This window comes from Plectonema cf. radiosum LEGE 06105, from assembly GCF_015207665.1.
GTDB classification, from domain to species: Bacteria; Cyanobacteriota; Cyanobacteriia; order Cyanobacteriales; family Nostocaceae; genus Rivularia; species Rivularia radiosa_A.
The window spans coordinates 24,494-39,989 of record NZ_JADEWL010000021.1 but is presented as its reverse complement, the minus strand read 5'-3'; the positions used below and the strand labels follow the sequence as shown (position 1 = coordinate 39,989).

Annotated in this window: 3 protein-coding genes and 1 pseudogene; 3 read left to right on the top strand and 1 reads right to left on the bottom strand. The window is 37.7% G+C overall.

Annotated features, from left to right (window positions below; genetic code table 11):
• Positions 1 to 393 precede the first annotated feature (393 nt).
• Positions 394 to 1,116: a VOC family protein gene (locus tag IQ247_RS09435; protein WP_193919273.1), complete on the bottom strand. Its 723-nt coding sequence runs from the start codon at positions 1,114 to 1,116 to the stop codon at positions 394 to 396.
• 630 nt (positions 1,117 to 1,746) lie between these two features.
• Here IQ247_RS09435 and IQ247_RS09430 point away from each other — a divergent pair.
• The 3 genes and pseudogenes from IQ247_RS09430 to IQ247_RS09420 all read left to right on the top strand — a co-directional run.
• Entirely contained in the window at positions 1,747 to 2,751 is a 1,005-nt protein-coding gene (locus tag IQ247_RS09430) for a DUF3102 domain-containing protein (protein ID WP_322745468.1), read from the top strand.
• A 383-nt stretch (positions 2,752 to 3,134) separates the two neighbouring features.
• Positions 3,135 to 7,865 carry a type I polyketide synthase gene (locus IQ247_RS09425; protein WP_193919271.1) on the top strand — a complete coding sequence of 1,577 codons (4,731 nt, stop codon included), beginning with the start codon at positions 3,135 to 3,137 and terminating at the stop codon, positions 7,863 to 7,865.
• 257 nt (positions 7,866 to 8,122) lie between these two features.
• Positions 8,123 to 15,496: pseudogene (locus IQ247_RS09420) on the top strand (amino acid adenylation domain-containing protein); the annotation flags it as partial.

Below are 15,496 nucleotides of genomic sequence, written 5' to 3'. Positions count from 1 at the left end.
AATCGCCTCGTTAAAGTTCTACGTAACCCAGTTGATGGAGATTATATTGAAGAAATAACGCTTACAAAGATGTTGGAGGAAGAAGGATGAACATAATTAAAAAATGCGCGTTCTGGGTTTAAAGCCAAAGTTTAAAAGAAAATAAAATTTTCAGACGCGCAGCGCAATAAATTTTTATGTCCTTATTTCAATCTCACGATTTGAATCGTGGGTTCTTATAGCGTTCGATCCTCTTCCTTCTTGCTTCGTGAAATATTTTTTTAATAATATTAACACAACAAAATAACACAGTTTTACAAGGATTCAACAAAAATAAATACGCCTTGTTAAAAAAAAAACACTACACTGAATAACAAAAAACTAAACTAGAATCAGTTGAATAATTATTGAATACTAATATTTCAACACAATCGGAATACCAATGGATTGCAAATCAACACTTGTCATGCGACTACCATAGTCAAATGTCAACTCTAATAATGGTAAAGAATTTTGTTCAATTTCTATAATTCCCTCTGTTTTTAACATGGAAATAGGATTAGTCAGATTACCTACTTTCCTCATGAAAATACGAGTATTTGTTAGCTTTTTGATTCCCAAAGGATGATTAATTAATTTTTGGTGGTCTTCTAGAAGAGGATTAAATATGGTTAAAAAAGAAACTTGCTCAGGAATCATAAAACACAGCGGTTCTGTTTCAACAGCAAGATTAGCCGCTGCAAAGTTAATAAATTGCTCTGGAGATTGCGAAGATTGATTAATTAACTTATTCGATAAATTATTATATTCCCGATGAACAATGTTCGGTTTCTGATGAAGAGCAATTCCAAATGGAGAAGTTATTTTTGTTGGAGAATATGAACGAGCAATAAAATCTATTCCCGAACGCATAGCATATATCTCAGCTTTGATTTCATCTTCAACCCAGATTAATTCAATGTAAGTATTTTCAAAGCAAATCAAGCTTGAAGCCGTTCCTTGCTGTGGATGGTAACTTATCTTCTCTCCACAAATTAAACCTATTTTTTCTAGAGACAGCTTATTAGGTGCTGCTCCCAGACAGACAAAAATGTGATCTATTTCTAGCAAAGTCTCATTTATCAGTAATTGTGCCATTTACTATTTGCTTTGTTTACTATCTTGTTCATTCAACACTTGCGTCGCTACATTTGTTTTTAGCAATCCCCCTCTTCAGCCGCACCCGGCACAAAGGGGTAGTTGAACTGTTACTAGCCCTATTTACCTAAATAGACTGAAATTAATTACTTTTAAATCATATTAATTTATATATTTTTTTATCAACTATTTTTACTTTTTGTTTTGTCTTTTAACAGAATTGAGTTTATAAGCGCTTCTTCTAAAGCCTCTAATGATTCAAATCCTGATTTCTTCAAGATAATTAATTTCGATAATTCTCAATTGATAATCAGGCAAAGCTAAAAATAGCCAATATTTACTTAAAAATAACCTCCCTTAGATAGATAAATATAAGTCTTGAAACATAAAACGTTTAATCATCTGCAAAACATTCTATTGATGGAACATTGATTACCAACTAGTAGTCATCAAATAATAATTATTCTCATTAACTAATGAAAGGGATTGCTTGTCAAGTCTGTCGTGTTTTTTTTTACAAAAGTTATACATTAATAAAAATTGATTTGTGATCTGGTTTAGCTTGTAAGCAGTTGTATATCCTTATGACAAGAAATAAATTATGATCAAATAGATAAATTGGAGCTAGTTGTGAGCAAATTGGAAAAAACGAAGCAAATCGCTACTTCTATATTTGATTATGAAGCGTTGACCCCAGAGCAGCGTATCCTAGTCATGCAAAGAACTGGTGAAATCCAAGAGCGTTTACAACGTTCGGCTCAAGATATTTGGGAAATCGGTCAGCGTTTAGCGGATGTACGCGCTCAATTGAAGCATGGTCAATTCGATGCTTGGTTAAAAGCGGAATTTGGTTGGAGTAGACGTACAGCATACAACTTTATCAATGTTTATGAGACTTTTGGGGAACGTGCAAATCTTGCACAAATTGACATTGCGACTTCTGCACTTTACCTTTTAGCTGCACCATCTACACCTCAAAATGTACGGGAAGAGTATTTACTCAAAGCCAAAGAAGGAGAAAAAATTACTCATAAAGAATTGCGATCGCACATCGAGCAGAAAAAACACAAATCTACCCTTCAAACTGAGCACAAAGATTATACGCCCGTTAACGAAACAAAGCTATCTATTTCTTCTGCTTCTATACCTGAAATTATTCGATTAGTTCCTCAAGAAGTAGTAGAGGTTGAATCAGTAGAAGTTTCCCAAGCACAATCAAAACAACCAAATTTCGCTTCCGATACGAAAGTTGAAGCCGGTTGGTATGTATTGGAAGGACAACATCTGGTTTTTTGTGGAGATACGGCTTCATCCCAGTTCCATTCTCATATCCCTGACATCACCTTAGCTGTGGCTGCGACTTCTAGTAATTGGGATCACGATTGGTTAATTGATGTAGCCGGAACTTTGATTGTTTTACAAGAATCAGCGTTGCAGCAAGATAATTTAGAGCAATTAATTAATATGTTTTCTCAACCAGGGGACACAATTGTCTTTCCTTGGCTACCATATTCACAAATGATTGCGATCGCGAATAAGTTAAATCGCAAAGCGATTGCGGGTGATATGTCGGTTCAAAAGTGTCAGCAAGCAATTTCAGCATCTGGTTTGGATTTTGCATCGGTTAAATTATGATATGAGAAGGAACAGGTTAAAGGTTTAAGCTCAAAGGTCAAAGCTAAGTATTGTAAAAGTCACAAAATATACGAAAAGCACGTAAATATTTAAACAACATAAAAAATTCATATATTGAAAATAAGTAATCAAAAATACGTATTTATTGCTCATGATTGTGCAATAATAGTCAAATGTAAAAAAAAATTATCAATAGATTAAAAATAGTTCTCAAAAAAGTAGAAGTTACGAATAGAAACGAATCGAAGCCCATTGTGTTTAAAAACTAAAGTTTACAAGCCACTTCTTAATTTTTAGAAAAAATAATCATCTAATTACTGTGTCCGTAGGACATAATCTAAAATTTAAAATCCAAAATCTAAAATCTAAAATCTAAAATTTAAATGACTACGAATGGATTAGAAATTGCGATTATCGGTATGGCTGGTAGGTTTCCAGGTGCTAAGAATATCGATGAGTTTTGGCAAAATATTCAGAATGGGGTGGAATCAATTCGTCCTTTGACGGATGAATATTTGCTTTCTCAAGGTGTAGATAAATCATCTTTAGAGCATCCCCAGTATGTAAAAGCAGGAGCGGTACTCGAAGATGTTGAACTATTCGATGCAGATTTTTTTGGTTTTAGTCCCAGGGAAGCAGAAATTTTAGATCCACAACAGCGTTTATTTTTAGAATGTGCTGTGGAAGCAATAGAAACCGCAGGATACAATCCCCAAACTTATCAAGGTTTGATAGGGGTTTACGGTGGTGCGGGAATGAATGGGTATTTGTTTAATCTCTATACAAATCCAAATATTCGTAATTCTGTTAGTAACTATCAGTTATTTTTAGCCAGCGACAAGGATTTTTTAACAACGCGAGTATCCTATAAACTGAATTTAGAAGGACCAAGTGTTGACGTACAAACGGCTTGTTCGACATCCTTAGTTGCAGTTCATATAGCCTGTCAAAGTTTATTAAGCGGCGAGTGCGACATGGCTTTGGCGGGTGGGGTAGCAATTTCTAAGCAGGTAGGGTATTTATATCAAGAAGGTGGTATTTATTCACCTGATGGACATTGCCGTGCTTTCGATGCTGATGCAAAAGGAACAGTTTCGGGAAGTGGAGTCGGAATTGTTGTTCTCAAAAGATTGGAAGATGCTTTAAATGATGGAGACTGTATTGATGCGATAATTAAAGGAAGTGCGATTAATAATGATGGTGCTTTTAAAGTTAGTTATACATCTCCGAGTATTGATGCTCAAGCAAAAGTAATTCGTGCTGCACAGTTAATAGCGTCCGTAGAACCATCGAGTATAAGTTATATAGAGGCTCACGGTACTGGTACTGCATTGGGAGATCCAATTGAAATTGCAGCATTAACTCAAGTATTTGGAAGTCAAAAGGGAGCAGAGGGAGCGGAGGGAGTAAGGGGAAGACAAAAAGCTTGCGGTATCGGTTCACTGAAAACCAATATCGGACATTTAGATACTGCTGCGGGAATTGCTAGTTTAATCAAAGCTGTTTTGGCACTCAAATACAAACAAATTCCTCCTAGTTTGCATTTTGAGCAACCGAATCCACAAATTGATTTTAATGCTAGTCCTTTTTACGTCAATACGAGTTTATCACCATGGGAAACCGATAAATTACCTCGTCGTGCTGGTGTGAGTTCCTTTGGAATTGGAGGAACAAATGCTCATCTGGTATTGGAAGAAAACCTCACCCCGTCCTTACGGACACCCCTCTCCTTATTAAGGAGAGGGGAAAGAGGCGTGTCAGATGGGACACCCCTCTCAACAAGAGGAGAAAGAGGCGTGTCAGATGGGACACCCCTCTCCTTAACAAGGAGAGGGGAAGGGGGTGAGGTTAAATCGTGGGAACTGTTATTAATTTCTGCCAAAACAGAATCGGCAGTCTTAACAGCTACAGCAAATTTAGCCAGATATTTAGAAGCACATCCCGATTTAAACTTAGCGGATGTTGCCTATACTTTGAAAGTTGGTAGACAAGAATTTGAACATCGTCGCTTCTTGGTTTGTCAAAACATCGAATCCGCTATTCTATTACTAAAATCACCAGATTCTCCGGAAGTTTTCACCCACACTCACACCCCAACAACTCGAAGTGTCGCTTTCATGTTTTCCGGACAAGGCAGTCAATACGTTAACATGGGACGGGAACTATATGAAACACAACCAGTATTCCAAGAAACAGTAGATAATTGCTGTACTTTGCTAAAACCCCATCTCGGTTTTGATTTACAAACTCTTATTTATCCTAGTGAAAAGGGAATAGGAAGTGAAAACTCTACCCCTTCTCCCCTTAACCAAACTGCGATCGCACAACCTGCAATATTCATCATCGAATATGCTTTAGCTAAGTTATGGATGTCATGGGGAATTACTCCAGAAGTGAGTATTGGACATAGTATTGGGGAATATGTAGCAGCTTGTTTGGCTGGGGTATTTTCTTTAGAAGATGCTTTAAAAGTGGTTGCTGTACGAGGAAAGTTAATGCAGCAACAGCCAACTGGTGCTATGCTTTCGGTATTTTTATCTGCTAATGATATTCAATCTTGGTTAAACGATGAAATTACTTTAGCTGCGATTAATTCACCATTATTATGTGTAGTGTCGGGAAAATGTGAGGCGATCGCTAATTTAGAGAAACGTTTAGAAGCGTCAAATATAGCTTGTCGGCTTTTACATACATCCCATGCATTTCATTCACCAATGATGTCGGGTGCTGAAAAACCGTTTATGCAGGTGTTGGAGTCTATTAAACTAAATCCTCCTTCGATTCCCTTTATATCTAACGTTACTGGTACTTGGATTACTGCAACAGAAGCAACGGATAAAGCTTATTGGGTGAAGCATTTACGAGAAACGGTACAGTTTGCTGCTGGTGTTACAGAGTTAACAAAAGATTCCCATCGCATTTTACTAGAAGTTGGTGCGGGAAGAACGTTGAGTACTTTTGCGAAGGGACAAGGGGAACTGGTTTTAACAAGTGTCAGACATCCCAAAGAAGATAAATCCGATGTTGATTTTATTTTAAATACATTGGGACAACTGTGGTTAAATGGGTTAAAGATTGACTGGAGTGGTTTTTATCAGCAACAGAAGCGTTATCGAGTACCTTTACCAACTTATCCTTTTGAGAGAAAGCGTTACTGGATAGATGGTGCTAGGGAAGTAAGTAGTTTGTTTGGTGTAGAAGATTATAGATTAAAAAACCGCAGAGGCACAGAGGGCGCTGAGGAAAGAAGTGGTAGAGGAAGTATAAAAGGTGGAGTCAAAATTAATCATGATGGAGATTGGTTTTATGTATCTTCTTGGGAACGCGATCGAGTTGAGTTTGTAACTAGGGAGAAACTTGCTTCATATAAATATGTATGGTTAATTTTTGTTGATGCTGCTGGTATTGGTAGCGAAATTGCTCAGCAATTGGCAAATGCCGGACATGATGTAATTACTGTTGCCGTTGGTGATAAGTTTGACCAAGTGGGTTATCGACAATTTAGCATTAATCCCGAATGTCAGGAAGATTATGTTGAGTTATTGGAAGATTTGGAATTACGGGAATTAAATGTTGAGCGGGTGATTCATCTATGGAATCTAGATGATGTTAGTACGAGCTTTGCAGATGCTCAAAAGTTAGGATTTTATAGTTTACTGTATTTAACTAAGGCAATTTCTCAACAGAAGATTAGTAATTCGATTTATATCAAGATTATTACTAATTGTTTATATGACGTTGTTGGGGAAGAGGAGTTAAATCCGGTTCAATCTCCTATAGTGGGTTTGAGTAAGGTGATTGGACAAGAATATCCTAATATTGCTTGCTGTAATATTGATGTGAAGATTTGCGAGCAAAAGGAAAGGTTAATTAAGCAGCTGTTAATTGAGATGGTGGGTGAAGTTAGAGATTTTACTGTTGCTTATCGGGGAAGGTATCGTTGGAGAAAGGTGTTTACGGAGTTAAATAACCGCAGAGGCGCTGAGGGCGCTGAGGGAAGAAGTACGGAGATTGTGTTGCGTGAGGTGGGGAGTTATTTAATTGTTGGGGATTTGGTTGGGGGATTGGGTAGGGTTTTTGCTGAGTATTTAGTTAACACGATGCGAGCAAGGTTGGTTTTGATTGGGGATGAGAAACCAAGTTGGGAGTGGGAATATTTGTTTGTGGAAGCGGATATAACATCAGAGTCGCAAATGGAGGATGCTGTTTCTCAAGCTGAAGCAGAGTTTGGAGAAATTAATGGGGTATTTTATTCCACTCCGATGAGTAACGAGCATTCGACTGCAACAATTGGAGAATTGACTGGGAATCATTGCGAGTATAATTTCCGTTATAAAGTTTATGGTTTACAGGTTTTAGCGAAGGTTTTGCAGTCAAGAAAGTTGGATTTTTGTATTTTGCAATCTTCTTTATCTACTGTTGTTGGTGGATTGGGTTTAGGAGCTTATAGTGCTGCAAATTATTTTGTCGATGCTTTTGCTCATCAGCAATTAAGTAATAATCTTGAGGAATCAACTCCTTGGTTTAGCGTTAATTGGGATGCTTGTGATTTTGAATTAAATCAACATCGTGAATTTAGTTCCAATATGGCTCAATTTGCTCTGACTCCCCGTGAAGTGTGGGAAGCAACTCAAAGTATTTTAAAGATGGGTGTTCCTCAAGTTGTGGTGAGTAAGGGAGAGTTAGATGCAAGAATCGAGCAGTGGGTAAGGGTACAACCATTAAATGAAGCATCTACCATTGGGAATAATTCTAGTCATACAAGACCAAATTTAACTAATGAATATGTAGCACCCAGGAATGATATTGAGCAAGCAATAGCTCAAATATGGCAAGATTTATTAGGGATAGATAAAGTCGGGGTAAATGACAGTTTCTTTGAGTTGGGGGGACATTCATTGTTAGCGGTACAAGCAATAGCAAGACTTAGAGAAATGTTTCAGGTTGAGTTAGAAATGCGGAGTGTTTTGTTTGAAGCACCGACGGTGGGTAAGATTGCGGGGATGATAGGGCGAGAGCAGCCGAAAGAGGATGATTTAGCTCAAATGGCTGATGTTTTGGCTGAAATTCAAGGTTTATCGGCTGAAGAGATTGCGAAGGAGTTGGAGGAATGAGATTTAAACGCAGAGGTACGCTGAGGTATGCGCGGAGGAGGGTTTAAAGACTTTGCGTTTCTTTGCGGTTTCCTTTGCGTGCCTCTGGGTTGCAAATATATTAAAAATGGTGTTAAGCAATGGATAATATTTACGAACAACTTACAAAACTAACTCCCGAACAACGTAAACTATTCAAACGTCGTCTTAAAGAAAGAGGGATAGTAATTCCTGATAATAATCAAATTTATCCACGAGAATCTGGGGATGAATTACCGTTGTCTTTTGCTCAACAACGTTTGTGGTTTATTCAGCAACTTGAACCCGAAAGCAGTACTTATAATGTGCCTAGCGCTCTTAAGCTTAAGGGGAAATTAAATGTAGGAGTTTTAGAAAAATCGCTAAATGAAATAATAAGAAGACATGAAATTCTTCGCACTACGTTTATAAGTAATTCCCAAAAAGAACCAGTTCAAAAGATTGCTGTACCCGAAGAACTGAGTTTACCTGTGGTGGATTTACAAGGTTTATTATCAAGGGAAGATATTGTCAGAAAGTTGGTGCGAGATGCTTATGAATCTCCTTTTGATTTGACTAAACCTTTATTACGATTAAGTTTAATTAAATTAAGCGAGTTTGAACATATCCTATTAATTACAACTCATCACATCATATCCGACCGTTGGTCAATAGGGGTGTTTTTACGGGAGCTATCAAGTATTTATAATGCTTTTTGCGATCGCAAAACTATCTCCGGAGGAGATGCAACGAAAAACCCGCTAAATGAATTACCGATTCAATATGGTGATTTCGCAATTTGGCAGCGTCAATGGTTACAGGGTGAGGTTTTAGAAAACCAAACTAATTATTGGAAAGAAAAATTAAATAATCTTTCGGTATTAGAATTACCTACTGATAGAAAAAGATTACCAGTTCCAAGTTATAAAGGCGCACATTATCCTCTAAGTCTTTCTCAAAGATTATCAGAAAAGCTGCGGAATTTGAGTGCAAAATCCGGAGTGACGTTGTTTACGATGCTGTTATCTGCTTTTCAAGTGTTGCTGCATCGCTACACCCATCAAGATGATATTGTTGTTGGAACCGATATTGCAAATCGCGATCGCACTGAAATTGAACCTTTAATTGGTTTATTAGTAAATACTTTGGTGTTACGAACTGATGTTTCTGGTAATCCGACATTTCGCGAATTATTGCAGCGAGTGCGGGAAGTTGTTTTAGGAGCTTTTGCTCACAAGGATTTACCATTTGAAAAGTTGGTGGAAATTCTCAATCCTAACCGCGATATCAGTCAAATGATGCCGTTGTTTCAGGTGAAGTTTGATTTACAATTAGCGAGTGTCAAACCTTTACAATTAAATAATTTGACGGTAGAACGAGATGCATACAAGCAAGAATTTGTCAAGTACGAATTGCGTTTGAATTTACAAGATACAGAAAAAGGTATTTGTGGACAGGTTGAATATAGCAGCGATTTATTTGACGAGGAAACCATTGTCCGTCTTGTAGAACATTTTCGGGTTTTGTTAGGGGGAATAGTTGATAATCCCGATTGTCATATTGGTAATTTACCACTGTTGAGTGAAGCGGAATCAAAACAAATATTGTGGGAATGGAATCAGACACAGCGCGAGTATGAGGATTTATGTATTCATGAGTTATTTGCTCTTCAGGTAGAAAAAACCCCTGATGCTATTGCCCTTGTTCATGATGATTGTCATTTGACTTATAGGGAATTAAATAAGCGTGCAAATCAATTAGCTCATTATTTGCAAACATTGGGTGTAAAACCAGAGTCGAAAGTTGGAGTTTATTTTGAGCGAAATTTAGAATTAGTAATTGGTATTTTAGCGATTCTCAAAGCTGGTGCGGCTTACGTACCTTTAGATCCAACTTATCCAGAAGCACGCACGGCATATATTATTGAAGATGCTCAAATAGAAATTTTATTGACGGAAACCTCACCCCCAGCCCCTCTCCTTGGTAAGGAGAGGGGAGCCGGAGGTAGATTAGTTTCCCCTCATGATAGGGAGAAGGGTGTAGAAGAAAGCTTTTCCCCTCTCCTTGACAAGGAGAGGGGTGCCGGAGGCGGGGTGAGGTTATTTAACGATTGGGAAAAAATTGCTCAACACAGTACAGATAATCCCAAAAGTCAAGTTACAGCAGACAATTTAGCATATTTAATTTACACGAGCGGCTCTACAGGTAAACCCAAAGGAGTTGCGATCGCTCATCGTAGTACGGTAACTTTGCTGCATTGGGCAAGGGAAGTATTTAACGATCAAGTTATTGCTGGAATGTTAGCATCAACTTCGATTTGCTTTGACTTATCGGTATTTGAATTGTTTGTACCATTAAGTTGGGGTGGAAAAATTATTCTCGTAGAAAACGTTTTGGATTTAGTGGATTTACCTGGTGCTTGGGGTATAACAACGATTAATACTGTACCGAGTGCTATTTCTCAATTATCTCGTGTAAATGCAATTCCGAATTCGGTAAATACGATTAATTTAGCTGGAGAAGCTTTACAGTGGAGTTTGGTACAACAATTAGAAAAACATCCTTATATTCAGCAGATATTTAATTTATATGGTCCTAGTGAGGATACAATCTATTCTACCTATGCTTTAGTTGGGGGAAGGGGGAAGGGAGTAGGCAGACAAGGAGAAAAAGAATTAATTACCAATTACCAATTACCAATTACCAATTACCAATCTCCTCCGATAGGTTTTCCAATTGCGAATACTCAAGCTTATATTCTCGATAGTTATTTACAACCTGTTCCCGTGGGTGTCATTGGTGAGTTATATCTTGGTGGTGCGGGGTTAGCAAGGGGTTATTTTAATAAACCGGATTTGACTGCTCAAAGGTTTATTCCGAATCGGTTTAATTCGTTTTTTACGGAAGATGATGAATTAATTAACCGCAGAGACGCTGAGAGCGCTGAGGAAGAAGGAAGAGAGAAGAAGATTCCTAATTCCCAATTACCCATTAGCAGATTATACAAAACTGGCGATTTGGTACGTTATTTAGCTGATGGTAATATTGAGTATATTGGTAGGCTGGATAGTCAGGTAAAAATTCGGGGGTATCGGATTGAAATTGGTGAGGTGGAAGCTGCTTTAAGTCAATATCCCCAAGTACAAGAATCAGCGGTGAATGTTAGAGAAGAGGGAGAAAATAAGTTACTGGTTGCTTATGTTGTATTTAAGGATGATTTAGAAATATCAATTTCTCAAGTTCGTAATTTTTTATCGGAAAGACTTCCTGTTTATATGATTCCTGCTGCGTTTGTGGAGTTGGATGAATTACCGCGTTTGCCAAATGGTAAGATAAATCGACGCAAATTACCTTTACCTGATACCATTCGTCGGGAATTAAAGACGACTTTTATTCAACCACAAACGGAAATTGAAAAGGCGATCGCTAAAATTTGGCAAGATGAATTAAAGGTAGAACAAGTTGGGTTACACGATAATTTCTTTGAATTAGGGGGACATTCTCTTTTAGGTATTAAAATCATTGCGGAGATTAATCAATGTTTACAAGTTGATATTCCTTTACGCAGTTTGTTTCTAAATCCTACTGTTGCGGGATTGGTTGAGCAAGTAGAAAATAATTCAGTAATACCAAATTTCCAAAGTTTACCGAAACTCGTACCAGATTTAACGCAACGTTATGAACCTTTTCCCTTAACTGATATTCAACAAGCTTACTGGATTGGACGAAATAAAGCTTTTGAATTGGGAAATGTCTCGACTCATGGTTATCGAGAAATTGAAACGGTAGGGTTAAGTGTTCAACAGGTGGAAGTTGCTTTGCAGCAGTTGATTAATCGTCATGATATGCTGCGGGTAATTGTGGAATCTGATGGTAAACAGCGAATTTTACCGCAAGTGCCACCCTATAAAATTAAAACATTAAATTTGTGTGCTTCTTCTGTGGAAGAGGTTGATAAGGAGTTAACAAACTTACGGGATAAGCTTTCTCATCAAGTGTTATCCACGGAAGAATATCCTTTATTTGATATTCAAGCGGTGTTGTTGTCAGATGACAGAGTACGCTTTTTGATTAGTTTTGATGTATTGATGGGTGATGCTTGGAGTTTACAGATATTAGCGCAAGAATTGGTATTGTTGATTCAACAATCAAATAAATTCCCACCGTTAGAAATTTCTTTCCGGGATTATGTATTAGCGGAAAACGAGTTTCGTAATTCAGATAAATATCAGCAATCTTGGAATTATTGGCTGTCACGTCTGACAACTTTACCCCCTGCTCCCCAACTACCGTTACAAAAAAATCCCAACGCAATTAAACAACCGCGTTTTATCCGTCGTACCCACACTTTAAAACCAGAATTATGGGGAAAAATCAAACAGCTTGCAACCCAAAATAATATTACCCCTTCTGGCTTATTACTCGCAGCTTTTGCCGAAATCCTGACATTGTGGAGCAATAATCCCCAATTTACTCTCAATTTAACCCTATTCAATCGTTTACCATTACATCCCCAGGTAAATCAACTAATTGGAGATTTTACTTCATCAACATTATTGGCAATTGATAATAGCGGTAAAGATATATTTGCTACTAGAGCTAAAAGAATTCAGGAACAATTATGGTCAGATTTAGACCATCGTTATGTGAGTGGAGTTGAAGTATTACGAAGATTAGCGCGTACTAAAGGGCGAATGACTGGCGCATTAATGCCCGTTGTATTTACCAGCACTCTTACTCAAGATAATTCCGAAAAATCATCTAGAAATCGAAATTGGGATGGAGAAGTCGTCTACAGTGTGAGTCAAACATCCCAAGTTTACCTCGATCATCAAGTTTCCGAAATTAACGGAGCATTAGTTTATAACTGGGATACCATTGACGAACTGTTCCCTTCGGGAATGCTCGATGATATGTTTACTACCTACAGCCGTTTTCTAGAAAGTTTGGCGAATCAAGCAGCATGGCAAAATACTACTAGACAACTATTACCATCCACACAACTGGAAATATTTAATCGAGTAAATGCCACACAAGCAAATTTAATCAATACCCAACCGCTTTTACACGAATTATTTTTTGATAGAGTTGCCCTCAATCCCGATAAACAAGCAATAATCACCTCAAATGTTTGTTTTAGTTATCAAGAATTGCGCGATCGCACTTTATATCTCACCACACAGTTACAAGAATTAGGGCTACAAAATCAACTAATCGCGGTTGTAATGTCCAAAGGTTGGGAACAAGTAGTAGCTGTCTTAGGTATTTTAACAGCAGGTGCAGCCTATGTTCCTATAGACCCAGAATTACCAAGAGAAAGACGCTCTCAGATATTACAGCAAGCACAAATTGAATACGTTGTCATCCAACCTTGGTTAGATAATTCCGATTATTGGGAAGATGGTATCACCCGAATTGTAGTAGAAAATTCCATGAAAAACCTCACCCCGTCCTTTCGGACACCCCTCTCCTTAGTAAGGAGAGGGGATGGGGGTGAGGTTACTTTGGAGTCCTCACAACTTGCCTACATAATCTATACCTCCGGCTCTACGGGATTACCCAAAGGTGTGATGATTAATCATCAAGGTGCGGTTAATACAATTTTGGATATTAATCAACGCTTTGGAATTACTCAACAAGATTGCGTTTTAGCTTTATCTTCTCTAAGTTTCGACTTATCTGTATATGATATTTTCGGAACATTAGCCGCAGGAGCAACTATAGTTATTCCCGATGCAGATTTAGCAAAAGACTCCGCACACTGGACAAATTTGATACAGGAATATCACGTAACAATTTGGAATTCGGTTCCCGCTTTAATGCAATTGTTAGTAGAGCATTTAGAGTCAGTTGAACAAAAAACAAATTCCTTACGTTTAGTGTTGATGAGCGGCGACTGGATACCATTGAATCTACCCCAAAGAATTTGGAATCAGCTTACAAATGCAGAAATTATAAGCTTGGGTGGAGCAACGGAAGCTTCAATTTGGTCGATTGCTTATCCTATCAAAGAAATTAATCCCAGTTGGAAGAGTATTCCTTACGGTTATCCATTGACAAATCAACAGTTTTATGTACTAAACGAAGCAATGGAACCTTGTCCGATTTGGGTAACAGGACAACTTTATATTAGTGGAATTGGTTTAGCAAAAGGATATTTGAATCAACCCCAATTAACAGCAGAAAAATTCATTCCAAATCCCTTTGTAGAAGAAACCTCACCCCGTCCTGACGGACACCCTTCTCCTTACCAAGGAGAGGGGAAGGGAACCTCACCCCGTCCTGACGGACACCCCTCTCCTTACCAAGGAGAGGGGAAGGGGGTGAGGTTATACAAAACCGGGGATTTAGGAAGATATCTTCCAGATGGTAGTATCGAATTTTTGGGAAGAGAAGATTTTCAAGTAAAAGTAAATGGTTATCGGATTGAATTGGGGGAAATAGAAACAGTATTACTCAAAAATCCTTTGATTCAGGAAGCGGTTGTAACTGCTGTGGGTAATTTTGATAATCAACTTGATAATAAGCAATTGGTAGCTTATATTGTCCCCAATCCTGTAGAAAAAATTGATTTTAAATTGCAGCAACTTGGTATTCGTAAAGATGAAGGTGAAAAACAGATAGAACTTCCACAACTTGAACGGGATGAAAATATAAATCAAGCTTATTTAAGACGACAAAGTTACCGTCAATTTCTCCAACAACCGATTAATTTAAACCAATTTAGTCAGTGGATTGGTAGTTTAGCACAAATGCAATTAAAGGATTTTCCACTGCCTAAATATCGCTATGGTTCTGCGGGTAGTCTTTATCCCGTACAAGCTTATTTGTATGTTAAAAATAATCGGATTGCAGGATTAGAACCAGGAATTTACTATTATCATCCTGCAAAGCATAATTTAACTTTACTCCATCAAGAATCAGTTATTGATAATCAAGTTTATAGCGGCAATCAAGCAATTTTTGAAGAGTCCGGGTTTTCACTATTCCTAATTGCAGAATTAGCAGCAATTACTCCCGTATATGGTGACAAAGCGAAAGATTTTTGCTTATTAGAAGCAGGTTATATCAGCCAATTACTGATGGAAACAGCACCAGATTTTAAAATTGGTTTATGTCCCATTGGAGTACTAGAATTTGAAAGAATACGAGAATGGTTTAATTTAGAACCCAGTCAAATTTTATTACATAGCTTCGTTGGTGGAAAAATTGAGCAAACTTGGACACAACAATGGATGTCTTCAGAAACACCGCAACAGTCAATGTCAATTTCGGAAAGATTGCGTCAATATCTCCAACAAAAACTACCCGATTATATGGTGCCATCTCACTATATGCTCTTAGATACATTACCATTAACTAGCAATGGTAAAATCGACCGTAGAGCCTTACCAAAACCGCAATTACACGGTCAAATAGATGTAGAATATGTGGCAGCTAAGACGGAATTAGAAAAGGCGATCGCACAAATTTGGCGAAATGCTCTTAAGCTCGAACAAATCGGCATTCATGATAATTTCTTCGAGTTGGGTGGTAATTCCTTATCCGCAACTCAAGTAATTACTCAAATGCGACAAATCTTGCAAGTAGAAATTACAATTCGTCACTTCTTTGAAGCTCCCACAATTGCAGAG